Here is a 23,385-nt window from a genome sequence, read left to right on the forward strand (position 1 = left end):
CTCCGGCGGAGGTCCCTCCCGGCTCAGTCGAACAACGGCGCCAGCACCTCCTCGTCCGCCAGGACCCGCCACGCCGGAACCCGCACCGTGCGACCCACCGGGCACGCCTTCGCCCCGTAGCCCCCGGACGGCAGCCCGGTCAGGAGGTCGCCCCGCGCGTGGGTCAGCCGCAGGTGCCGTGCCGGGTCGATGCCGGGTGGTGGGCCGGGGTCGATCAGGACCGCGGTGTTCTCCCCGGCCTCGGTGAACAGCAGGTCCACCGGGTGGCCGCCCACTACCGTCGCCCGCTCCAGGTCGGTGATCCCGCGCTCGGTCAGGTACTGCTGGAGCCTGTCGGAGAGTTCCTCGCGGAAGCCGGTCGCCGGGGTGGCGGTCACCACCGGCCCGTCGGTCTCGTCCGTGTCCGCTCCCAAGGAGGCCGAGCGCTCCGCGAGCAGGGTCGGCAGGCCGCTCTGCCCCTGCCAGAACGCGTGCGTGCCCACGGTGATCAGCTGGGACTTGGCCCGGGTCACCGCCACGTTCCACAGGTTGACCTGGCTCGCGACCCAATGGGTCGTCCTCGGCGGGGTGTTGTGCGTGGCCACCGGGCTCAGCACCATCACGTCGCGCTGCCCGCCCTGGAAGGCGTGCACGGTGCCGACCCGGACGCGGTCGTCGTCGCGCCACACCCGCGCCAACGCCTCCTTCTGTGCCCGGAAGGGCGTGACCACACCCACCGTGGCGTCCTGTGGCAGCCGGGCCAGCAGTTCGTCCACCACCCGCCGTACGGCCTCCGCCTCCGCCGCATTGCGCCAGGACCGCCCGTCGCCGCCCCGCGCCGACTCGCCGCGCGTTACGTCGACCCAGCCCAGTGCCGGCGCCGGATCGGCCGCTCCCACCGGGTCGAGGGCCGGGACCTGCCGCCGTACGTCGGTGAGGACCTGCAACTGGCCCGCGTAGCAGTAGCCGTTGACGATGTCGGCGATCCTCGGGTGGCACCGGTAGTGCTCGTCGAGCAGCAGCGCGGAGTCACCGTGCTGCTCGGCCGCGTGGTACGAGGAGTAGACGTGGTACGTGAGCCGGTGGTCCTCCAATTGCGCCGCGCTCAGCCCGGCCCTGACCCGTGCCTGCTGTTCCTGCTGCGGTGACACGCCGGGGATGTGCCCCAGCTGCATCGGGTCGCCGATGATCAGCGCCCGGCGGGCCCGGAACAGCAGGGGCAGCACCGAGGGGATGGAGCACTGGCTCGCCTCGTCGATGACGACGAGGTCGAACAGCTTGGGGGCGAGTTCCAGTTGGCGCACCGAGTGCGTGCTGACGGCCCATCCCTTGATGTGGGCCATCAGGTTCTTCTGGCTGCGCTGGAAGCCCGAGCGGCTCCGCAGCGCCTGGAGCCGCTGCTGCATGAGTCCGCGCGCTCGCGTCAGCGTCTCGGCGGACACCGCTCGGGACAGCTCCGACGACAGTTCGGAGAGTGCGCCCGTTGCCTCCAGCCGCGACCGTCGCAGCCCGTCCTCGTCCCATCCCGTGTGCCGGAGGACGAGCGCCCGCACCTCCCGTTCCACGGCCACCGCGTCCGCCAGCGACTCCAGCAGTGCCGCCGGCACCGGTCGTCCGGTCGCCCAGTCCGGCCACGACGGCCGGTCCGGCAGGTCCGAGGGCCCCGGTCGGTTCCGTAGATCCCGTCGGTCCTCCTCCGCGTCATCGGGCACCGATGAGACGAGTGCGGCCAGCGCCCGTTTTCGACGCCAAGGGCCGAGCAGCCACCAGGGGGCCCCGGCCACCTTCCGTGCCTGGTTCTCCCAGCGTCCCAGTGCGGCCGTGCCGTCCTCGCCCGCCGCCGCCCAGACAGCTTCCAGGAGCGGTAGTGGCAGTTGCAGCGCTTCGGTCCGTTGCGCCCGGTCCTGGAGCAGCTCCAGCAGCCGCTCCTCCTCGCCGACGTGTCGCGCGGCCTCCGCCCGCAGTCCGTCGGCGGTCTTGCGCACACTGCGCAACTGCCCGCCCACGGTGGCCGATCCGCGCCTCGGAGGCTGGACGGGCTCGCCCAGCAGCCGTTCCAGCTTGGCCGCCTCCCGCTCCAGCGCCTCGGCGTTGCCCGTCCGCATCAGCAGGCCGGGAGCGATGTCGTCGCAGCGTTCGGCGACGACGTTCACGGCCTCGTTGTTCGTCGAGGCGACCAGCACGGACTGGCCGGCGGCGACACAGGTGGTGACGACGGCCGTGACGACCTCGCTCTTGCCCGTGCCGGGCGGCCCGGTCGCCACGGTCAAGGGCCGTGTCATCGCCGAGGAGATGACCGACTCCTGGCTCTCGTTGCACGGTCCCGGAGCCACCACGGCGACGGACGACGCGTCCCGCGCACCGCCCTCACCGCCGCTCAGCAGCGCGTCCAGGGCGGTGCCGGGGATCTGCCCCGTCCGGGTCGACATCTGCAACAGGTTGTCCACCAGGGCCTCGGTGGCCTTGGCCTCCACACCCGAAGGCACCAGCAGTACGGCCGCGTTGTGCGCGCCGGGCCGCAGCGCCTGCATCACCGTTCGCTCGCTGAGCGCGGACGGGTCGAGCGGCTCCAACTCCGGCAGCCCCAGCTCGTCCAGCAACTCCCGTACGGCGCGCAGCATCTGCGCGTCGTTGCCCTCCTGCCAGGAGGGCTGCCAGCGGGCGACGAGGTCGGCCGCGTCGCCCGCGTCCAGCAGTTCCGCGACGACACCTGTGTGCAGGGAGGGAACGCCGCTGGGCCGGAGCACGTCCCGGCCCTCCTCGTCCGGGGCCAGCTCCATTTGCTGGATGAGGAGCGGCGCCAGCTCCACCGCCGTACGGCGCCCCCGGGCCCCGCCGTCCCGCACGGGCAGCGTGATCGCCGGATAGCCGTACCAGTACTCCTGCTGCGCCCCCGCGTCTCCTCCGCCCGTACCCGCCGAACCACCCTGCGGCTTGGGCAGGTTCCCGGGCGCGGGAAAGGCGGAACCCCGCCCGGACTGTATGGTCTCCTCGCCCTGGCCCAGCAGGAAGTACTTCGAGCCGCGCCCGCTGTCACGGTCGGGCCGCATGCCGGCCGCCGACTGAGCGGTGAGGCAGTGCGCGTAGTACCGGAGCAGCCGCTCCCGGTCGATGCCGTCCCGCCCGTCCAGGGCTGCCAGTTCCCGGGCCTTCAGCAGGGCGGGGGAGCGACGGGCGGCCTCGGCCGCGTCGCGTGGCAGCGCCTGGAGGTGCACCGGGCGGGCCACCGACCGGGCGAAGGGCAACTGGTTCGTGGCCCTGATCGTGGACTTGGTGGGACGCTGCTCCTCCGGTACGCCGTCACGCCTCATCTGTGCGGTCAGGTACTCGAAGAGGTCGTCCGGCGTGATCCAGCCGCCCTCCTTGATCCGCCCGTTGCGCAGCCCCTCCACGATCTCCCCGGTGAACCGGGACGTACCGAGGCTCGACCCGTCCGGCGCCATGGCGGACGCGGACTGGAGCGCGTCGGACGCGGTGATGAAGTACACGCCAGTCGGCCGCAGCAGCGTGCTCGGCGCAGGCCGTGCGGGTTCTTCCGCCGGGCCCTTCGCGGTCCAGCCCTGGACGACGGAGCCGCTGGAGCAGCAGTCCAGCAGTACCAGCTTCGAGGCGGCCCGGCACGACTGGAGCATCCGCTCCAGGAACTCCGCCGGGACCGCCGTACCCGGCAGATCGTCCGGGTCGGTGTCCCGGGTCAGGAAGTACAGCTGGTTGTCGTTCTCGCAGAACTCCCCGTGCCCGCTGAAGTACAGCAGGGCCGTCTCACTGGGCTGCCGTGCGTTCAGGTACGTCTCGACGGCGTGCAGCATCTCCGCGCGGGTCGGCTCGGCGACCATCGCGCAGTCGTTGTACATGCCGATCTCGGTGTTCTCCAGCACCGCCCGCATGTAGTGGAGGTCGGCGCGCACGGGTGGCAGATCGCGGTACGCGTCGCTGTCGTACGTCGACACGCCGACGAGCATCGCGAACCGGTCGTTGTCGGTCATGCGCGCTCAGCCCGCCGCAGGGCTGTCGCCGAGGCCGTCGTGCTCGGTACGGCGAGCAGTCTCACCGCCGCCCGCGAGAAAGCGCTCGATCCGCTCGTCGTCCTCGCGGGCCTCCTTCCCGGTGATGTGCAGGGTCGCCCCGTCCGGCCGTTTCACGATGATCGTCCGCTGCGGCACCCGGGCCAGCCAGATCTGCACCCCGGCGGCGACCAGCGACCCGGCGCTGATCAGCACGCCGATGGTGTCGGCCGTGAGCCCGCCCTTCTCCGTCGCGCCGACCGCCGTGTTCCGCCGGGGAATGTCCAGAGCGGCGCCGGGGTCGGCATCGGCGATCCCCGTGAGCAGCTCACGCGCTTCCTTGCGCGCCCGCAGCGGGTCCTCGTCGACGATGGAGATGCGGTACCCGGTCCGGTGCTCGGGCTTGGTGGTCACAGCGCGTCCCCTCGTGTGCCGTGCTCCTGGCGGAGGCATGAGCGGCTGACGTTAGTCGGCGGGTCCGACATCGGGCGGGAGAGTTTCCGAAAACCCGTCAGGTGTTGGCGCGAAAGTGGTTGATCGGAGCGGGGTGGCTGTCTTCTCCGTGCTGGTGCCGGTCGGCTCACACGGTCCGTCCGAGCAGCGGCGCGGGGCGTCTACGGCAGTCGGGCCGTTCCGTGTGGCGAGGTCGCATGCGGTCGGGCGTCCGAACCGCTACGCGCGAGGGCGCGCGGTGAGCCAGTTTTGTGGCTCCGGGTGGCGGAACTGGTACGCCGTGCCGGAGATCCGCAGCCAGGGCAGTCGGCCAAGGGAACAGCAGAGGAGGACGACCTGGCGACGGATCTGGTCCGGAACAGCGGGAGAAGCATGGCGAACGAGACTGTAATGCGCGGGCGCTGCCGGACACAGACGAGGTGGAGGACGCTTGTGGCCGGTAGAGGGTGGGGTGGGGTGGGTGGGGGCGTGGAGGACACCTTCGAGGTGGTCTACCGGGCTGCCTACAGACCCGTGCTGCGGTTCCTCAGGCGGAGGCTGCCCTCGGGTGACGCCGAGGATGCTGCCGCCGAGGTGTTCACCGTGGCCTGGCGCCGCTGGGGAGACAGGCACGGGGCACCGTTGCCATGGCTCTACGGAATCGCCCGAAAGGTCGCTGCGAACCACCGACGTGCCTCCGGTCGGTTCGAGGCGCTGGGGAGACGTCTGGAGATTTCGACGACCGAAGGCAAGGAGGCGTCGGCCGAGGACGCCGCCCTCGATCGCCTTGGCGCGGCGAGCGCCCTGGCCAGGTTGTCGGCGACCGACCGTGAGGTTCTGCTGTTGGTGTCGTGGGACGGACTTGATGTGGGTGACGCCGCCAAGGTCATGGGACGCAGCCGTGCGACGTTCGCCATCCAACTGCACCGTGCCCGAGTGCGGTTGGAGCGCGTGCTGGCCCACGCGGGCCCGGCGTCGGTGCGGAAGCAGCCTTTGACATCGGAGGGGAGAAGTAGATGAGCCGAGACGTGGAGGTAGTGAGGGCGCTGCTGCCTCAAGACGACGACCCCGCCGGCGATCAAGCGGACGGCACTGCGGGCCTGACCGAGAGGGCGGAGCGGGAACTCGCCCTGCTCCGAAGCTCAGCCTCCCGACAGCGCTCCGTACGGGCACGGCCCGGCCCGGGACGCAGGAGTGTGCTGGGCGCTGCGGCGGTCCTGGCAGGCGCATCGGTCGTCGTCCTGAACGGTGGGCTGCCGTGGCCGGGGGAAGGGGGCGGAGCGTCGGCGGTGGCGGTCACACCTCCGGTGCTGTCCTTGTCTCCCGTGCCGGAGACTCCCGCGAAGTATCTCCGGGACATGGCCAAGCGGGTGGAGGCCCTGCCCGAAGAACACTCCGGCGGAAGCTATCAGTACTCCAAGACATGGGGCTGGTGGCTGAATACGGCAGGTGATGTACCAGGTGGGGTCGCCAATGCGGCCGTGCCGACTGTGACCGAGTCCTGGGTCGACAGGCAAGGCGGCGGACGGAAGCTCAGCACCTACGGGGATCCGATCTTCCCCGACCCGGAGCAGGAGAGAGAGGCGCGGGAAGCCGGGCTCGTATCGGGGAAGAAGATCGGCGACGCCGAATACGGGCCCGGCCAGTTCCCCGGTGGATCCCCCTGGCAGGAGATCGAGCCCTTCGCGCAGAATCCTGATGAGCTGTCGCGACAGCTTGAGACGGTGAGCTGGGAAGGAGGGCTGATCATTTCCGGAGTATCGGACCTGCTCACCTACGCGTCGCGCTCCGGCCCCATAGCTCCGGGGCTTCGAGCAGCGGCCCTGAGAGTACTGGCGGACGCTCCGGGCCTGCGGGTCTCGACCACCACCACCTGGAAAGGAAGCAAGGTGGTGGCGGTGACTCAGTAAGAGGTCTGGAAGGGCAGCACCATGCGCACTTCCGTTTTCTTCGATCCCGCAACCGGTTACCCGATGGGAAGCGAGGAGGCCCTTTTCGGTAGTCCGCGCAGCCTGAACGTCCGGGTGCCGGCCACACTGGCAGTGACCGAGACATTGAAGCGCCGGACAGTATCCACTACGGACGAAAGGTCCTGAGAATGCCCGAGAGGAAACGCGCACGACCATCCGGCTTGGACACCCTCTCCCTTCCGGGGCCTCAGCCGGACGATCAAGAGCATTCTGCGGAACGGCTGATGGGGGACGTCAGGCGCGGCGTCGAACAGCGCCGGTATCTGCGCGGGATGATCTTTCCGGAGATCGCCGTCGTGGAGAGGTTGTACGGTCTGTCGGAGAACGAGGTCCGGGCGGCAATCAGGCGACTCAGAGACGAGGAATTGCTGCAACTGCACGACGAGTACCAGGAGACCTACTTCATCGATGTCGGTCGTCCAGGAAATCAGCGGCCGTGTCCACACTCTGGAGTCCATGGTTCTGGGCCGTGACGACGGGTGATCACCGGCGTGTGCGAGCCGACTGGCACCGCACACGCCGGAGAGGAGCTTCGGCAGGCGACGTGGAGCGCTTGCCCCTATGGCTCGGCTGTCGGGCCGCGCCCTACCTGCGGCAGGCCGTGAAGCTGCTGAACTTGTTGTCGTGGAACGAGTCCAGCTGCGAGATCTTGGTGTACGGAGGCACTCGGAGTGCGTTGCCTGTGAACCAGTCGTGGTACAAGGTCAGATTCATTCCCCAGAAGTCGATGCTTTTCGTCGTGTTGACGATTCCTGTGGTCTTGTTGTTGAACCCGTAATCCACGAAGTTGATGCCGGAAGAGCAATGGGCGTGGTTCCACTGGACTCGACGGCCTTCGAATCCCGCGTACTGGTAGAAGCAGTACCAGCGGTTGTCGTTCGCGCCGGCTGGGCACCCGTTCCAGTTTGCCGCCTCTGCCTGCACATCTTGTACTTCGGTCGCGGATACGCCGTCGAGTACGAGAGCGGCCTCGGTGGGCGCCGGAGCGGCTGCTTCTCCAGGGAGAGGCAGCGCCATGATCACTTCGCCGTCGTTCCAGGAGATCTCATTCGCGCTGACCTGCGCCGCCCCATTGCCGGTCTCGGCGATGGTTGCGTCGATTTCCGCTTGGAGAGTCAGGCGCTCGTCGGTCGTCAGGCTCTGGACCTCGCCGCGGCTGTCGGAGCGCCCATGGCCAGTGACGAGGCGACCAAAGCTGCCCCACCAGCGAAAGATGCCGCCGAAAAACGGATGGATCTACCCACAGTTCCGTTCCCTTTCGGTCGTTGAGAGACGCACCGTGCGGGTACGGGAGTGACTTCTGGGAGATGCTGTGCAGAATCCTCGAAAAGTGAGAAAGGGGACTCCGCCGGTAGGTGTTATTCCACTTTGGCGGCGGCCCTTTCGGCTGCCGGTGAGGGTGACGGCGGCTGTGCCTGTGATCCCACCGGGCTGGGTGCCATCCGGCTGATCGTGTCAGGGGCTGCAAGGTCGTTGCGGGAGCACAACTCTGCGATGGCGATGCCATGTCTGCCGACAGGCGCAAGGCACTGAAGGTGATCACGGGGTCGTCGCGGTTCGAGGCGTCGGCAGAGAGGTGCACCACCGCGCAGGCCGCGACGACCATGGTCGAGACGTTCCGGGACCCCAACGTGTATTGCGGGGACGTCTGCCGTGTTTACACGCCCACCGACACGTCTGGCCTGGCGGCGGCGGGGCCGGGTTCCCGCCGCAGGCGCACTTCGGCCCACACTGTTTTCCCCGGGGCGCCGGTGCGCGGGTCGACGGCCCAGTTGGTTGCCAGCTGGTCGACGATGATCAGGCCCCGGCCCGACTCCTCGTCCTCGGGCGGCTCCGGACACGCGAGCAGCGGTACGCGTTCGGCGCGGGTGTCGGTGACCTCGACCCGCAGGGTGTGCGGGTAGCCGTCGGTCTCGGTCAGCCGTACGTGGAAGTCCCGCCCGGCGACGTGCCCGTGCCGTACGGCGTTGGCGGCCAGCTCCGACGTGATCAGCGTCAGGGCCTCGTTGGCGTGGCTGGTGTACGGGTGGCCCCAGGAGTCCAGCCGGTGCGAGACGAGGCGACGGGCGAGGCGCGCCCCGCGCGCGGACGACGTGAACCGCATCGCGAACTCGCGGACCGGGCGCGGTGAGGCTCCCTGGGAGGGGGAAGTTTCGTTGTTCATGTGGTCCACGCTGACGTGCCGGTTCTACCGTGACGAGGTACGACGTGCGCACGGGCGGTCGCTGTACGTGGTGGGTCGGTGGGTGTAGGCGGGGCGGTGCGTGACGGTCGGCGCGGGGGCGCGTTGGCCGGGGAGGTGGTGTGGGGCATGAGCGAGTTGGCGGTTGGTTCGGCCGAGGAGGAGTCCGGGGCGGAGGGGGACGAGCGGGAGCTGGGGGCGGGCTCCGGGATTCTGCGGGTCTTCGGGCGGCAGTTGAAGAGGTTCCGGGTACGGGCGGGGCTGGAACGGGCCGAGTTCGGGTCTGTCACGGGCTACTCGGTCTCGACCATCGCCGCGTACGAGCAGGGTCGCCGGGTGCCGCCGCCGAAGTTCATCGACCAGGCGGATGAGGTACTGGACGCGGGCGGGGTCCTCCAGGAGATGAAGGAGGAGGTTGCGCGGGCGCAGTTTCCGGCGTTCTTTCGGGATGCGGCCAGGTTGGAGGGGGAGGCGGTTGGCTTGCACGTGTACGAGATGTACGCCGTCCCTGGCCTGTTGCAGACTGAGGAGTACGCCCGAGCGGTGTTCTCCGTCCGGCGTCCACTGCTCGACGAGGATCGGATTGAGCAAGGGCTGAGCGCACGCCTGGCGAGACAGGAGATCTATGCACGCAAGCCCGCACCGCTGGTGAGCTTCGTCTTGGAGGAGTCTGTGCTCCAGAGGCCCCTCGGGGGTAAGGATGTACTGCGGGGCCAGTTGGAGCAGGTACTGCTCATCGGCCACAAGCGGAACGTCGAGATCCAGGTCATGCCGGTGAGTCGCGAGGACCACGGTGCACTGGGTGGCCCGTTCACCTTGATCGATACACCTGAAGGGCGGAGGATCGCCTGTGCAGAGGTGCAAGGCGACAGCCGCCTCTACTCAGGGCAGTCGAAGGTCCGGGAGCTTGAGGCCCGATACGGGATTCTCCGCGCACAGGCCCTCACACCAAGCGAGTCATTGGCATACGTAGAGAAGTTGCTGGGAGAGACATGAGCGTTGAGCCCGAACTGGCCTGGTTCAAGAGCAGTTACAGCACGGGGGATGGCGGGCAATGCGTCGAGGTCGCCGTCTGCCCTCACGTCGTCCACGTGCGTGACTCCAAGGACATAGCCCGCCGTGGCCTCGCGGTCGACGAGGCGGCCTGGACCGCGTTCGTCGGCTTCGCCGTCCGGTAGGGCGCCGGGTCTGCCCCTGGCAAGGTGTCAGGGGCAGACCTGTGTCCGGCGGGGCCCGCCGACTACGCCTGTACGGCCTCGCGGACCGGCGGTGTCCAGCGCCCGGCGGCGATCTCCGCGTCCAGGCGGGCCTGGAAGTGCGCGTGCGCGGCCCTCATCTCGGCCTCTCGGTCGGCCTTGTAGAAGGGGGCCTGGTAGCCCTCCGGGGGAGGGGTGCGCTCCGGGTCCTCCAGGTGGGCGAGGAGATCGAGGTAGTCCTGCTTGGTCTGGCCGTGGCCGTACGTGTTGAAGTCGCCCGCGATCTTGCGGCCGTTGACGTCGAAGTAGGTCGCCGACTCGTAGTCGTACAGCTGCGGGTAGCGGGACTTGAAGATCGCGGCGAGTTGGTCGGCGGTGATGCCTAGCCAGACGGAGACGAGGGCGTCGAGTTCTACGAGGGCGGCGCGGCGCTCATGTTCGGTGCGGAGGGGGGTGCGGTACTCCCAGGTTGGCTTGAGGCTGGCGGCAAGGGGCTTCAGATGGGGCCAGTTGCGGTTGGCCCAGTCCTCGTAGCCTGCCCAGCGGGGGTCGAAGAGTTCGGTCCAGAGGGGGGCGTAGTGGGCGGTGAGGGCGTTTAGGCGGAGGGTGCGGAGGAGTAGGGCGGGGGCGAGGGGGTGCTTGGGGTCGGGGGCAGGCATCTTGCGGGCCTCAGAGACGTGAAGATTCGAGCGGCCGGTGATGCGCAGTACGTAGTCCAGGGGTAGTGATGCCCAGAAGCCTGCGTTGAGAGCTGTGAGACGAGCGTCTTGCAACGCCATTGAGCGAACCGCGTCAACATGGGCGGGTCCGGGCGGAATGAGGGCTGCTTGCAGGCTACGGCTAGTGTTGAAGGGAATCATTTTCCTCCAGACTAGCCGGAAGAACGTAGTGGAAGGCCTTCCGAGCCAGAAGCCTTGAGCCTCCAGATACGTATCCGTGTCAGTTGCCCGCACATAGTTGGTCACGGGGGAAAGGGTCTCGGGGAGTTCCGTTGGTACGAACGGATCCCAGTCCCGGTTGCTTCGGCAAGGGATCCTGGGTTCCTTCGAAAATGGGAGCGCCGATGCGAAGTGCGGTCCTTGGATGATGACATCTGAGAGTTCGGGAACGGCCTGGTTCCCCCAGCGGATCAGCCCAGCCTTCTTAGCGTTAGTCTCGTTGTACCCGTCTGAAATCATTGGGTCAAAATCGGCTAGGCTGCTGCGATTGGCGGCAAGTGCCTCGATCGCGCCTTGCTCGCTAGCGAGAACTGGATACAGTAGAGGGGTTTGTGCCGCTCCATTCGTTGAGCCCGTCAGCGCCTCCCAGCTTTCCAGGAGTGCAGTGTTCACGTGCACGAAACGCTCACGGTGAGGCCGGATATCCCATGAGCCATTGTGCTTGATTCCCGGGGTTGCGCCTAGCCCGTCATGAGCGAGTGAATCGGGCAGGACCTCGGCTCCCCTTAGCTCGCTGACGTGCAGGAAATCAGGTTCTTGCGGCTCGCCGTAAATGTGCAGCCCGAATTCCCAGCCACGGTCTAGGTCTTCGAACGCCCAGTTAGCCGAGTTCACAAAGTGCGCGTGAACCCGGAGATGTCGGTATGCAGCGGCTCGGATGAAACCCTCGCGCACACCGCCGAAGTGGGTGTCCGGATGGATCATCCCCGCGCTGCCGCGTGGTGCGAAGTGCTGCCACACCTGTGCCATAAAGGCCCGATAGAGATCGCCCCACGTGCCAAGAAGGAGAGGATACGTGGCTGCGCTGCCCAACATTGCTGCGGAGCCCGCATGGGTGGCTAGCTCGTTGAGGAGGAATACCTGACTCCTCGCACGTGCGCCTAGCACCTCTTCCTTCCGGAGCCGCCATTCCGCCGCACTCGGCTTCTCCGCTAGAACGAACCACGGCTCAAACTCAGCAAGAACCTGATCCTCCTGCCAAGTGGGCCGCACCCAAGGCGGATTCCCCACCTGCAAATCAAACCCACCCCGCGCAAACACCTGCGCGAACTCCAACTCCCAGTGGAAGAACCCCTGAGCCTTAGCAACATCCTTCGCCATGCCCGCCCACAGGAACCGGTTCTCCAGCCACTGGAACCGTTCCATGCCCATCCACTCGGGCAGCTCGTCCTCGTACACGGACAGGTCATCCAGCGTCTCGAACGTCGACACCAGCGACTCACCCGGCACATCCTGCGTCCCCAGCAACGCCTCGGCGAAGTCGAGCCAGTCGTCCAGCTCCGCCAGCGGAATGACCTCCCGGCGCTGCCCCTTGAGCCGCTCCTCGCGGCGCCCCTTGCGGCGGCGCGACACCGAATCCCGCGTCAATGTCATCTGCTGGGGCTCGGCCGCGAACCCCGGAAGCGCGTCCGCCTCCCACGCCATCAACACCCCGGAGTCCTCCTCACCAGCCGCAGCCGAGATCCCCGCCCCCTCGAACTCCGCCGCCCGCTCCGCCAACGCCTCGGCCCGCGCGTACCGCTCATCCGTACCGTCCAGCAGCGACGCACTCTGCACGGGCCAGAACCACAGCGCGCACCACGTGTCCATGAGGGTCTTCAGCCGCCAGTACGGGGTGTCCTCGGCCTGGAGGTCGGCCAGTACCGCGTCCCGCTCGACCACGACCTCCGGCCGCCGCAGCCAGTCACCCTCCGCGCCCCACACCCGGATGTGCCGCGAGATGTCCCGCTCGGAGAGCTCCAGCCGCCGTACGACCAGCCCCCACAGGTACTCGGCCCGCCGGGCAAGCCCCTGAAGCCGGGCGGTCTGCCGGGCCGTCGGCGACTTGGTGACAGCCTTCCGCCACGCGCCCAGCGCCTTCGCGGCCTCCGGCGCGAGCGCGCGGGCCTCCTTCTCGGCGGCGACCGCACCCCACTCCTTGGCCGGGAGGAGGAAGTGGTGGACCGAGCCCTCCGGCAGCGTCGCACCCCCCACCGCGTCCGCCAGTGCGAACCGCTCCGGGGTGGTCCCCAGCCAGCCGCCCTTCTTCAGGCGGTCGGGGCCGTACACCTCCCGTCGCCCGCCGATGAGCGAGTTGCCGCGCCGCAGGTGCAGGCCGAACCAGGGGGCCTCCATGCCGGGGTGCATCGTGTTGAGCCACAGTGACACCTCGGCCAGCTCTACGGCCGTCTCGTTGAGGTCGACGCCGTAGGAGTTGTGCAGGGCGATGTACGCCTTGGCCTTCTGCAGTTCGACGGCGTACTGCTCGGTGTCGATCGAGCGGCCCAACTCGTGCTGCCTGCGCCGCAGATACTCCGCCGCGACCTGGTTGATCGCCTCGTTGAGGAACGCGCCCGAACCGAGCGCCGGCTCACAGATCCGCCAGTTCAGCAGGTCCTTCGCCTCGGTCCCCTCGGTGAGGAGCTGCTGGAGGGCCAGCTGCACGGTGACCTTCGTCAGGGACTCCGGCGTGTAGTACGAGGCGGAGGTCTGCCGGTCGCGGCCGGAGAGGCGGTACACGAACGAGCCCGGGGCGTACCGCACGCGGACGTCCTCGCCCGTGTGCCGGTCCCGGCGGCGTACGAACACCGACTCCGGGTACTCGTCGATCTTCGATTTGGGGACCAGCCAGGAGCCGTCCTTCGGGTCACCGCCCTTGGCGACCTCGTACAGCTCCTCGCCCGCGATGAAGCCGCTGTACGACATCAGGCCCTCGTACACCGCCCCTAGCTGGTTGATGCCGAGCTGGGCGTAGGAGATGAAGCCGCCGCGTTCGCCGCGCTTCCCCTGGGTGATCATCAGACTGTGCAGCACCTGGTGGAGCGTGGCGTTGCGCAGCCGGGTGTCGAGGTGGCGGACGGACTCGCCCCGGGCCAGGGCCTCGTCGGAGTCGTGGCGGGGGTCGGGGAGGCTGTCGTCGCCGATCAGCCGGATGGCGTCCCGCTCGAACAGCTTGCTCTTCAGTGGTTCGAAGCGGAGGCCGATGTCCTCACTGTTCTTCGCGTCGAGGCCGTCGACGGTCGCCTCCACGCCGTGGGTGCGGCGCGGGCGGTAGCCGTCCTGGACCTTGCCGAAGAGCAGGTCCAGGGACTCGTAGAGGTAGAAGCCGTTGCGGGCGGTGTCGCTGATCGGCTCCCGATCGGCGATCAGCTCGGCGAGCCGGCCGAGGCCGTACCCCTGCTGGTACTCGGGGTAGTCGGCCGGCAGGATGCCCAGCTCGGGGCGGGCCTCGGCGTAGAGGAGGAACAGGATCCGGTAGAGGTAGCGCAGTGACTCGCGGGTCAACCGGCGTCCCAGTTCCGGGAGTTCACCGATGTCCTCGGGGTGGAGGCCCTGTCCGCGCAGCCGCTCCAGGACCTCGTTCGCGATCAGTTCGACGCTCTTGCGCAGGCCGTCGCGCAGGTCGCTGGAGACCCCCACCGCGTGCTTGGCCGACTTGCCGACGAGTTCCGCAAGAGGGTTCTCGCCGCCCTCCTCCGGGGTGCGCAGCGAGTCCGCGCCGAACAGCGCGGCCACCGTGTCGAGTTCGCCGCCCGCCCTGGTGTCGTTGCGCTGGAGTGCGGTGTCGAGGGAGACGCCGAGGTAGCGGCCCTCGCCCCATACCGCGCGGTCGGCGAGGACGATCACACCGCCGCCGAGCAGCAGGACGTACCGGGGCGGCCGGTCGCCGTCGACCTCCTCGCAGGCGAACAGGAAGGAGGCCAGTTTGGAGCCGGTCTCGACGGGCGTCGGGCCGTCCAGCGGTACCGCTTCCAGCAGGCGGCCCCGGCCCTTCGGGTCGAGCGCGGCGTCCGGTTCGGCGGCCCAGCCGCAGTCCACCGCGACCAGGCCCTTCTCGGCGTGCGCGACCTGGATCTCGTACAGTTGCCCGGCCCGCTCGACCGTGAGCGTGCGCGGCTTCGCGTCGTACCCGAGGGCCCGCAGCACCTCGGCGTTGAGGCCCTGTACCCGCTCCCGCCACCGCGGGGCGAGGTAGGTCAGGGTGTCGTCGTCGGTGTCGCGGACGGTGAGGATGCCGTCCTCGTCCTCGGGGACGGCGAAGGAGGACCGGGCCCGGAAGTAGTCGCGGCGCAGCTCCCGCAGTCCGGTCCGGGGGGTCACCGGCAGTTCGCCGCCGCCGGGTGTCGCGGCGGCGAGGGCCTCGGCCTCCGTGCCGGGCTCGCTCCCGGCGGGCGGCTTCGCCGCCTCCTCGCGTTCCTTCCACGCCTGCAACAGGCCCGACTTGAGGTCCTTCGGCAGCACCTCGGCCAGATAGTGGGCCGAGAAGTAGTCGCCGCGGTTGACGAGGGAGTCGTACGTCATGACTGGGCTTCTCTCAGAACCGGGAGGCGGACGCGGCCGGGGCGGTGAGGGAGACGAGCGGCGGGCCGTCGTCGCCGTCCTTGCGGTCCGGGTCCGGCACGAGCACCGCGAGGACCCTCAGCAGCGGGCGGCCCGTCGTCAGCAGGGAGTCGGCGAGGTCGGCGAGACGCTCCTTCGTGCGCTCCCCGGCGAGCGTGGGCTGCCGCCAGGTGCCGAGCCGCCGCTTGTACTGCTCGATGGGCTCGCGCAACGGTTCGTCCCAGGCGTCGCGGTGGGTGTTGAGGAACGCCTCGGCCGTGTCCAGCACGTGGGGGAGGGCCTCGCACAGGGGTGCGGGATCGCGGAAGCGGAGCTTGTTCGCCATGGTGGGGCCGACACCACAGCGGCGCAGCAGCGACACCATGTCGTCGTCGACCAGGCCTTCCCTGCTTGTCTTCCGCCAGGTGACACCCATCCACTTCACGACCGTGGGCCTGCCCAGTTTGTTCGAGTAGACGCCCTGGACGAGATAGACGGGCTCGGCGACGTTCGCCGTGATCATCGGGGCCTCCTGGCGGCCCATTCCGACGAGGACCTTGTCGGTGAGCCATTCGACGACCGGGTGCAGGTCCGTCAGCAGGGAGATCTCCGGCCAGCTCGACGTGGACGACTCCCGGGCCCGCTGGAGGGAGTGTTCGGCGAGGCGGCGGTTGAAGGTCACGAGCATGCGCTCGCGCAGCCGCTGCTCGCGCAGGTAGTCCATGGGGAGCGCCTTGAGACGGTGGACGAGTTCCGTCGGAGGCCGGAACGAGAGCAGCCCCGACTGCTGGTCGCGGTCCAGGTCAAGACGCTCGCGGGCGTCCGGGTACACCTCGCGCAGCGCGTCGTCCAGGAAGTGCGCGGTGGAGTCGAAGAGCCGGGGGAGTACGGGGCTCGCGCCGGTCCGGCCGGCCGACGCCCCGGTGCCGGACGTGCCGGTCGGGACCGAATCGGCCGACTCCGTGGCTTCGGCCGGCGGTGCCTCCTCGCCGACCGGGCCGAAGAAGTCCGCGAGGAAGTCGTCCAGCCCGGCGTCCTCGCCGTCCGCGTCGGAGCGGCGGGCGTCCAGGGACTCGTCCACGGTCCGGCCGCGCAGCAGGTCCTGGATGAGGGACTTCTCCTCCGCCTCCGCCCGGTACAGTCCGGTCACCGCCTCCGCCGTGCCCAGCGAACGGTGGGCCTGGTCCTCGCGTTCCAGCAGCCGCTCGGCGACCACCGTGTCGTCCTTGGCGCCCTCGACCTCGCTGGTCAGGATCAGCGCGCGGAACTCCGGGGGCCTGGCCTGTCCGTACCGGTCGATACGGCCGTTACGCTGCTCGATCCGGATCAGCGACCACGGCACGTCGTAGTGCACCAACTGGTGGCACTGGCGGTGCAGGTTGACGCCCTCGGAGGCCACGTCACCGGTCAGCAGGACCCGTACGGGCGTGTCGGCGAGGCCGAACTCCTCGACGCAGGCCATCTGCTGCTCGTCGGAGAGGCCACCGTGCATGACCCGTACGCAGTCCCGGGCGGCCCGGCCCTTGAAGCCCAGCGCGGCGGGCAGTACCTGCGCCAGCCACTCCAGGGTCTGCACGCGCTCGGAGAACACCACGACCCGCTGGTCCGAACCGGGTCCGACACCGATCTCCTCGCGGAGCTGACGCACCAGGGCGGCGAACTTCGCCGAGTCCGCCTCGGTCAGGTCGGCGGCCAGCTCCGACAGCCGGTACAGGGCGGCCAGTTCGGCCGCGGTGCCGCGCGGTTCGTTCTTCTTCTCCAGGGTCCTGATCCGCGCGGAGACCGTGGCCCGCAGCGCCGCGTGGGAGGACAGGAACGATTTCAGCAGCGTGTACGGGAAGAGGGGCACCGAGCAGACCGAGGTGCCGCCGTCAGCGGGCAGCCAGACGGCCGCCAGCTCCTCGAAGATCTTCTCCTCGGCGGGGCCGGCCGGGCAGTGCACGGAGTGGGAGGGGCCGCGGTCCGCCCACTGGCCCTTCATCTGCTCGCGCACCTCGGGGCTGATCTTCGTTCGGCGGATGAAGAGGTGCTCGATGTCGGCGGCGCGGTAGTTCTCCGGGTCCCGGATCGCCACCGGGTCGAGGAGGCCGATCAGCTCGGCGAACGACTTCGCGTCGCCGTTGTGCGGGGTCGCCGACGCCAGGATCAGCGCGTCGGTGCGGGGGGCGAGGGTGCGCGCGAGCTGGTTGCGCAGGGAACCGCGGTTGATCAGGTTGTGCGACTCGTCGATGACGACCGCGTCCCAGCGGATCTGCTCCAGATGGTGCCGGTACTGGTCGGTGTTCTTCAGGGTGTCGATGGAGACGATGACCCGCTTGAACGAGGTGAAGGGGTTGCGGCCGGCCGGGATCTCCCGCTGGATCCGCTCGATGCCGACCGAGTCCAGCCGTACCAGCGGGATCGCGAACCGCGTCCACAGCTCGTGCTGGAACTGCTCCAGCACATGCTGCGGGGTGACGACCAGGATGCGCTCGCCCCGGCCGCGACGGATCAGCTCCGCCAGGGTCAGACCGATCTCCAGGGTCTTGCCGAGGCCCACCACGTCCGCGATCAGCAGCCGCGGGCGGAGGTTGGCACCGGACAGGGCCAGCTCGGCGGGACGCCGCTGGTAGGGCAACGGGTCCATGAGGAAGGAGTCGGCGAGGGCGAGGCGGCGCTCCGACTGGGGGAGCGCGGTGCGGCGCAGCACCGCCTCCAGGAACAGCCGGGAGCGCCGGTAGTTCGGGGAGTCGTCCATGACCAGGGCTGTCGCGCGAGGGTCCAGCAGCTCGATGCGGTCCAGCCCGGAGAAGAACACGGCCTCCTGGTCGCGCACGAACTCGGAGACCCCGACGACCTCGATCCGGGTACCGTCCTCGGCCGTCGGCATCGAACTCCTGACCAGCCACACCTCGTCCCGTACGACCACCTGGGCGCCGGCCGGGTACTGGTCGTGGTCCCGCTTCCGGTCCTGGCCGGCCGTGGCGCCGCTCTGCTCCGCACTGGTCTGGACGGCGGTCACCCGTGGCCTCCTGAGGCGGTTCGGTCGTACATGCGCAGGCCCCCCTTCAGGGCCCGCCCATTATCGCGGGTCGGAGGGGTGTACGGGCCAGGAGGTGCGGGTCCGCGGGGTCAGAAGGGGCCACTGGCCGCGTAGGCCTCACGCAGCCGCTGGGCGGTGATCCGGGCCTGTGCGGAGTGCCGCAGGGAGCGGCGCCGGGTGCTGCCCTCATTGCTGTTGCTGGTGCCCGAACCGCTTCGTGCCGCGGGGCGACCGCGATCGTGGTCCGGTTTCCTCACTGTCTCGTCCGTCGGCGGAGTCCCGGCCGTGGTGGTATCGGCCGAGGGGGCGGCGGGCGGCGCGGCGGGGATGTCGATCCGGGCGAACAGCAGACGCGGATCCGCCGGAGGGGGCACCGGGGTCGGAGGCGTCGGCGGAGCGTCTTCGAGCTGCCCGCCTGGTCCGGCTGGACCGGCCGCAGATGTACGTGCCCGAGCTGCCGATCCTGGTGCGGCCCTCCGTGCGGATGCCGGTGCGGATCCCGGTGCGACAGGGCGGGCCACGGCGAGCAGGTCGTCGAGGACGTGGGCCGGAGACGCCGTGAAGTTCGTGAGCCTGCGCCGCGCCTGGGCGACCTTGAGCCCCCGGGCCTCGATCAGCGCCCGGCACCACCGTACGACCTCGTCGAGCGCGGGCCGGTCCTGGGGGCGGTGGGCCAGCATCGCCGTCAGCAGCGGCACCAGTTCCTCGGGCGCTCCCGAGAGGTCGGGTGTGATCGAGGCGTCGACCACCTGGTGGAACAGGAGGTGGATGTTGTCGGCCCGGTAAGGGGCATGCCCCGAGGAGGCGAACAGCAGCACGGCGCCCAGTGCGTACACATCGACTGCGGTGGTGAGCGGCTTCTCGCCGTTCGCCTGCTCGGGCGGCATGCAGGAGGGCGTACCTACGACCGTGTTCGCCGCGGTCAGCGACACACTGGACTCCGCGAACACCGCGAGTCCGAAATCGATCACCTTCGGTCCGTTGGGGCCGAGGAGCACATTGGCCGGCTTCAGATCCCGGTGCAGCAGCCCCTGCTTGTGCACCGTCGCCAGCGCCTCCGCGAGCGTCGCGCCCAGCGACGCGGTGAGCAGGGCGTCCAGCGGGCCGTGACCGGCGACATGCCTGCTGAGGTCCAGCCCCTCGACGTACTCGGTGGCCAGCCACGGGGGGTCCGCCTCCGGGTCCGCGTCGAGGAGAGCGGCGATCCGGGCTCCCCAGATCGTCTTGAGGATCTCCACCTCCTGCGCGAACCTCAGCCGGGTCTCGGAGTCCACGACGGACGGCTTGATCACCTTCACGGCGGCCGGTTCCCCGCCCGGCGACTCCCCCAGATACACCTGCCCCATGCCGCCCTGCCCGATCCTCCCGAGCAGTTCGTATCCGCCCAGCTCGGGGGGATCGTCGGGGCTGAGGGGTGCGATGTGCACGTGGGGCCTCACAATCGGGGCAGGCGATTCGGGCAGGCGTTCGTCATCACGCCGGACCACTCTTCGAGGAACGGGATGTGCGGCTGTCCGAAGCGGACGCCAGGCGACTCACTCTTCGTCGGCCGCCCCGGCGTCCGGCTCAGTGGTCGGGCGAGGTGTGGGTGGGGGAGGTGTGGGCGGGGCCTGCGTCGGCTCGGGGCGTCGGCCGACGGGCCGGTACCCCCTCTTCTCGTTCGGGTCGAACGGCGGTCGTGTCTCGGTCACCGGTCGTGTCTCCGTTTCCGCCTGCGGGAGCCGATTCAGTCGCGGGAGACACTTCGACGAAGTCGAGGACCTCCACGTCATCCATCCGAATATAGATCCCGCCGGAGTGTTCAAGCGGCCGCTCGAAGACTCCGGACGCGGACAGAGCCCAGGCGCTCTGCAGATACAGGTCCGCGGCTTCCGGATAGCTCGACGTGTAGGACTCCTCACCGTAGTACCCGCCTACGAAGCCGCCGCTCTTCAGCCGCGCACGCACCAGGCAGTGACCGCGACTCTGGAAGAGCTTGTCCCACGCGGTGGGAACCGGGTCGTAGGCCGACCGGCTGCCTCGCGCACGCCACCAGGACGGCAGCCAGGCGGCGATGGCCGGCACCACGATCAACAGCGCCGCCGTTGTCAGGGCTGTGATGCGCGGATTCTCCGCCGCGCCGGTCAGCCAGCCCCGGCGGCGGTCGTAGACGAGACGCACCAGCCACGGGCCCGCGAGCAGGATGTAGAGGGTGTCGAGAACGACACCGGCCGTCACTGCCCGCAGCACGCGCTCGCCCAGGTCCTTGTGACCCGGAGCGAGGCCGCGGGCGCGCTCACGGACGAATTGGTAGATCGCGCCGGGAAGTACCAGGAGAAGGACGATGACGACCTGGGTGACTGTCGTCGGGGTGTGCGGCATCGCTGAGCGTCCCTCCGAATCGCGGGTGCGGGAGACACACGGCCCCGAGTCCCATGTCCCGTAATCTCAGGGTGAGTTGGCTGTGTGCCGCGGACATACTGGCGTGGCACTTGCACATTACTGTGAGGCCGGGGGCGCCTGAATGCGAGACAACCTGTTCCGGATGCGTTCCGTCTGGATCGAAGCTCTGGCGGCTCGGGTCTGTCGTGAACTCAGGCCCAGTACCTGCCCTTCAGGCATGTTCCCCGCCTGGGTCGAGAGTGACCCGCTGGCGCTCGCCGCTCTGTTGACCCGCGTCGCCGCGGAAGACATCAAGGGCAGTTCTCCGCAGGCCATGGGCGACCATCTGCGGTCGACAGGCCTCATCGACTCCAGGGTGCCCGGTCCCGTGGTCGTCGAGAACCTTGTCCTGCCGGTGCTGCGCACGGTTCGTAAGCGTGGGGTCCCGTGGGAACGGTGGTGGGAGGTCACCGGACTTCACGTACTGCTCATCGAGCTGTGGTCCGGACGGCGACTGTCGGTTCGATCCGCGGAGACCGTCCGCGAGGAGCTGACGAGCGTCTGGCGGACCCCGGACCATCTTGTTGAAACCTTCCTCCACAATGCCGTGGACCCTTATGCCTCGTTGCCACCGGACCTCCTTCACGAATCCGCCTCCGGCAAAGCGAGAGCGTTCCTGGAAACTCTTGTCGTCGGCGGCTGGATCAAGATCACCCGTAGCGAGGATGTCCTGCGAGCCAGGCCGGCGCTGACTGACAGGCCTGATCTGACGGAGGTTGTCAGGCGCCTGCAGTGCCGTTTCGATCTGGAGAACGCGATGGAACGCATGAGGAATCCTTCAGCGGAACTCCTGGCGGGCCTGCGCGGGGATCTCGACGCATGGGACGCTCAGATGGGTCGAGTGTGGTCTCAACTGACCGCGTACGAGCTCGCACTGCTTGAACCGATCATGGAGGATGACCGGTACGCGGATGAATGTCTGGTGGCGGGCAAGGGGCTGAGTCAAGCCCGGCTGCTGATGGACGATGCTCTGCTGTGGGAGCCGCGGACCAGTGCTCCGAGTTCTTCGGTTCCCGACTGGATGGTCGAGGAGATCGTCACAGCTGGAGCGCGTTTCTTCCATGTGCAGACAGGTCCTCACCCTGTCTGGCTGGCCACCGCCGAGACGGACACGCACATTTCCGCCATGCGGGCGTTGATGGAGCCGGGTGCGGGGCACGCATTCGGAGTCGAGGAGTACGACGACGGTCTGAGGCTGTGGCTCTCGTTTCCCGCTTTTTCGGGTGACTCGGACCCTTTTCTGGCTCCCTACACCTATTCCCTCAGGTGGGTGGAACACGCCTGGGAACTGCTGCATCTCGCGACTGTCGGATACGCCCGCCTCGCCGTCGTCCAGATCGTCGGTGACGGCGAACTCAAGGCGATGGGAAGCATCTGGCTGAGGCTGCCGGAGGAAGTGTGTGCCCGGAGCAGGAAGGCCGCGATCGCGGCACTCCGAGGACTGGTCGGCGCCGAGACGGAGACGATAAGGCTGCGGATAGCCACCGATGGCCAGGATCAGGCGGCAGAGGTGGCCTTCCGTAGCTGCGAGAACGCCAAGAGCGAGGATATTCATGATGAAATCGCTCTCGGTGCCGACACCCCCGAGTACCGGGATTTCATGGAAGCCGTACGCGGCCTCGCCCGCGCCCGCGCTCGGCATGCCGCACGTCTGCTGGACCGGGAAGTCCCCCACGAGACGAGCACGGAGGTGAAGTCCGCCGCCGAGGAGCGCCAGCGGACACGGGAACTCCTCCGGGCAGCCGATCGCGGCGGCAACGGCAAGCCCGCGTCGAGCGGCGACTCCCCCAGTCTTCCGCCGGACGAGCGAACGGTGTTCATACATCTGATCAACCGGTACGGGAGGCTTCAGCTCGCAGCGTCCTGGACTCACGAGGGCCGCCCGCACTTCGACCTCGTCACGTGCGAGGAGCTGTCTCTTCGACATCTCGCGGATGCGGTGGAGGAATGGCGGGGGCACTCACCGGATCACCCCGGGAACGCGTGGTGTGACGGCATGGACCGGCTTGTCACGGAGTGCGGGGAGCTGGCGCGAGCCATCATGGAGATGGCCGAGTCCTCTGGGTGCGATCGGTTGATACTGAGTCCCACGGCTCCGCTGGAACTGCTGCCTCTGCACGCCGCTCCGCTCGTAAGCGACCGGTCCATGACATTGAGCGATGCTTTCGAGCACATCGCTTATGCGCCCACCGCTCGCCTCGTGTCCGCCATCCAAAGGTCCCCACGCCATGATGCGGGAATCGAGCTGCTGGTCGTCGCGCACGGTGGGGGCCACCTTCCCGGCATCACATCGATCGGCGGCCCGCGCTGCGAAGCAGAGCTGATCGCCGAACTCCACGGAAACGCGGAAGTGCTCCGGCAAGAGGCAGCGACTCCCGCTCGAGCTGTGCGCGCGATGTCCCACGCGCGAATCGTGCACGTGGCATCACACGGTATTCCTCATCCGAATCGCTGGGCCACCGGGCTTGCGCTGCACGGCAGTTCACTGGGTGAAGCCACACTTACGGCCGGCAGGATCCTTGCCGAAGGCGCTTTCTCCAGCGTGGACCTGGTCGTCCTGAACGCCTGCCGGACAGGCGCGCACGAAAGCACCGGACGGACCGTGCAGACCCTACGCAGCCTTGAGTCCGCGTTTCTGGCTCGCGGAGCGAGAGCGGTCATCTCCACGCTGTGGGAGATCACGGATCTGCTGGGCGTCGTCTTCTCCGCCGTGCTCCACGCCTACCTCGGCTCCGGCAGTGACCCCGGCGCCGCCTACGCCGACACGATTCGATATCTGCGTATGTATCAGTGGCGAGAGCCGTCTTGCCGAGGACCCTTGCCCTCCGCCGAGTCGGCCATCGATTCGATGCTTCCGGAGTGGCGTACCCATATGGATCGTCAGGTCGCCGAGAACCCGCGGTTCTGGGCCGCTTTCAAGATCACCGGAGCTGTGTGAACCG

The 23,385-nt window shown here is 68.8% G+C and carries 14 protein-coding genes; 6 read left to right on the plus strand and 8 right to left on the minus strand.

What is annotated here, in order from left to right; all coding sequences use genetic code 11:
- Positions 1-23 precede the first annotated feature (23 nt).
- Positions 24-3,965, minus strand: coding sequence for a caspase, EACC1-associated type (locus SCAB_RS31430; protein WP_013004139.1), 3,942 nt, complete (start codon positions 3,963-3,965; stop codon positions 24-26).
- Between the two features lie 6 nt (positions 3,966-3,971).
- Entirely contained in the window at positions 3,972-4,397 is a 426-nt protein-coding gene (locus SCAB_RS31435) for an effector-associated constant component EACC1 (RefSeq protein WP_013004140.1), read from the minus strand.
- Positions 4,398-4,904: 507 nt separating this feature from the next.
- On the opposite strand from SCAB_RS31435, the gene SCAB_RS31440 reads away from it, so the two are divergent.
- The 3 genes from SCAB_RS31440 to SCAB_RS31450 all read left to right on the plus strand — a co-directional run bounded on the left by SCAB_RS31440 (position 4,905) and on the right by SCAB_RS31450 (position 6,858).
- A complete protein-coding gene (locus tag SCAB_RS31440) occupies positions 4,905-5,435 on the plus strand; it encodes an RNA polymerase sigma factor (protein WP_046774572.1) in 531 nt (176 codons plus the stop codon).
- Positions 5,432-6,325: a hypothetical protein gene (locus tag SCAB_RS47110; protein WP_148274240.1), complete on the plus strand. Its 894-nt coding sequence runs from the start codon at positions 5,432-5,434 to the stop codon at positions 6,323-6,325. The genes SCAB_RS31440 and SCAB_RS47110 overlap by 4 nt, the downstream gene beginning before the upstream one ends.
- 221 nt (positions 6,326-6,546) lie before the next feature.
- A complete protein-coding gene (locus tag SCAB_RS31450) occupies positions 6,547-6,858 on the plus strand; it encodes a hypothetical protein (RefSeq protein ID WP_013004143.1) in 312 nt (103 codons plus the stop codon).
- Between the two features lie 112 nt (positions 6,859-6,970).
- Here the strand turns inward: SCAB_RS31450 and SCAB_RS47115 are convergent, their stop codons facing one another.
- Together SCAB_RS47115 and SCAB_RS31460 are read right to left on the minus strand one after the other, a co-directional pair.
- Positions 6,971-7,408, minus strand: a complete 438-nt coding sequence (locus tag SCAB_RS47115; protein ID WP_148274241.1) for a hypothetical protein — start codon at positions 7,406-7,408, stop codon at positions 6,971-6,973.
- A 634-nt stretch (positions 7,409-8,042) separates the two neighbouring features.
- Positions 8,043-8,549: an ATP-binding protein gene (locus tag SCAB_RS31460; protein WP_046774453.1), complete on the minus strand. Its 507-nt coding sequence runs from the start codon at positions 8,547-8,549 to the stop codon at positions 8,043-8,045.
- Positions 8,550-8,696: 147 nt separating this feature from the next.
- Between SCAB_RS31460 and SCAB_RS31465 the strand changes: the two genes are divergently transcribed.
- Both SCAB_RS31465 and SCAB_RS31470 read left to right on the plus strand, forming a co-directional pair.
- Complete coding sequence (locus tag SCAB_RS31465) at positions 8,697-9,563, plus strand: helix-turn-helix domain-containing protein (RefSeq protein WP_041669883.1); 867 nt, start codon at positions 8,697-8,699, stop codon at positions 9,561-9,563.
- A complete protein-coding gene (locus SCAB_RS31470) occupies positions 9,560-9,745 on the plus strand; it encodes a DUF397 domain-containing protein (protein WP_013004147.1) in 186 nt (61 codons plus the stop codon). Before SCAB_RS31465 ends, SCAB_RS31470 begins: the two co-directional genes overlap by 4 nt.
- 62 nt (positions 9,746-9,807) lie before the next feature.
- Here SCAB_RS31470 and SCAB_RS31475 read toward each other — a convergent pair whose 3' ends face one another.
- The 4 genes from SCAB_RS31475 to SCAB_RS31490 all read right to left on the minus strand — a co-directional run bounded on the left by SCAB_RS31475 (position 9,808) and on the right by SCAB_RS31490 (position 20,383).
- Positions 9,808-14,982, minus strand: a complete 5,175-nt coding sequence (locus SCAB_RS31475; RefSeq protein WP_013004148.1) for an Eco57I restriction-modification methylase domain-containing protein — start codon at positions 14,980-14,982, stop codon at positions 9,808-9,810.
- Positions 14,983-14,995: 13 nt separating this feature from the next.
- Entirely contained in the window at positions 14,996-18,001 is a 3,006-nt protein-coding gene (locus SCAB_RS31480; RefSeq protein WP_013004149.1) for a DEAD/DEAH box helicase, read from the minus strand.
- 110 nt (positions 18,002-18,111) lie between these two features.
- The gene (locus SCAB_RS31485; RefSeq protein WP_013004150.1) at positions 18,112-19,449 is read right to left on the minus strand and encodes a serine/threonine-protein kinase; all 1,338 of its coding nucleotides are present in this window, start codon (positions 19,447-19,449) and stop codon (positions 18,112-18,114) included.
- A 139-nt stretch (positions 19,450-19,588) separates the two neighbouring features.
- Positions 19,589-20,383, minus strand: a complete 795-nt coding sequence (locus tag SCAB_RS31490; RefSeq protein WP_013004151.1) for a DUF6338 family protein — start codon at positions 20,381-20,383, stop codon at positions 19,589-19,591.
- A 238-nt stretch (positions 20,384-20,621) separates the two neighbouring features.
- On the opposite strand from SCAB_RS31490, the gene SCAB_RS31495 reads away from it, so the two are divergent.
- A complete protein-coding gene (locus tag SCAB_RS31495; RefSeq protein ID WP_041669887.1) occupies positions 20,622-23,381 on the plus strand; it encodes a CHAT domain-containing protein in 2,760 nt (919 codons plus the stop codon).
- Positions 23,382-23,385: the final 4 nt, after the last annotated feature.

It is taken from the genome of Streptomyces scabiei 87.22 (genome assembly GCF_000091305.1).
Taxonomy (GTDB): domain Bacteria; phylum Actinomycetota; class Actinomycetes; order Streptomycetales; family Streptomycetaceae; genus Streptomyces; species Streptomyces scabiei.

What these genes read in the sequence shown, in the direction of transcription:
- SCAB_RS31430 (WP_013004139.1), bottom strand. Translation starts at nt 3,965, where the DNA reads ATGACCGACAACGACCGGTTCGCGATGCTCGTCGGCGTGTCGACGTAC.
- SCAB_RS47110 (WP_148274240.1), top strand. Translation starts at nt 5,432, where the DNA reads ATGAGCCGAGACGTGGAGGTAGTGAGGGCGCTGCTGCCTCAAGACGAC.
- SCAB_RS31460 (WP_046774453.1), bottom strand. Translation starts at nt 8,549, where the DNA reads ATGAACAACGAAACTTCCCCCTCCCAGGGAGCCTCACCGCGCCCGGTC.
- SCAB_RS31465 (WP_041669883.1), top strand. Translation starts at nt 8,697, where the DNA reads ATGAGCGAGTTGGCGGTTGGTTCGGCCGAGGAGGAGTCCGGGGCGGAG.
- SCAB_RS31470 (WP_013004147.1), top strand. Translation starts at nt 9,560, where the DNA reads ATGAGCGTTGAGCCCGAACTGGCCTGGTTCAAGAGCAGTTACAGCACG.
- SCAB_RS31475 (WP_013004148.1), bottom strand. Translation starts at nt 14,982, where the DNA reads ATGACGTACGACTCCCTCGTCAACCGCGGCGACTACTTCTCGGCCCAC.
- SCAB_RS31490 (WP_013004151.1), bottom strand. Translation starts at nt 20,383, where the DNA reads ATGCCGCACACCCCGACGACAGTCACCCAGGTCGTCATCGTCCTTCTC.
- SCAB_RS31495 (WP_041669887.1), top strand. Translation starts at nt 20,622, where the DNA reads ATGTTCCCCGCCTGGGTCGAGAGTGACCCGCTGGCGCTCGCCGCTCTG.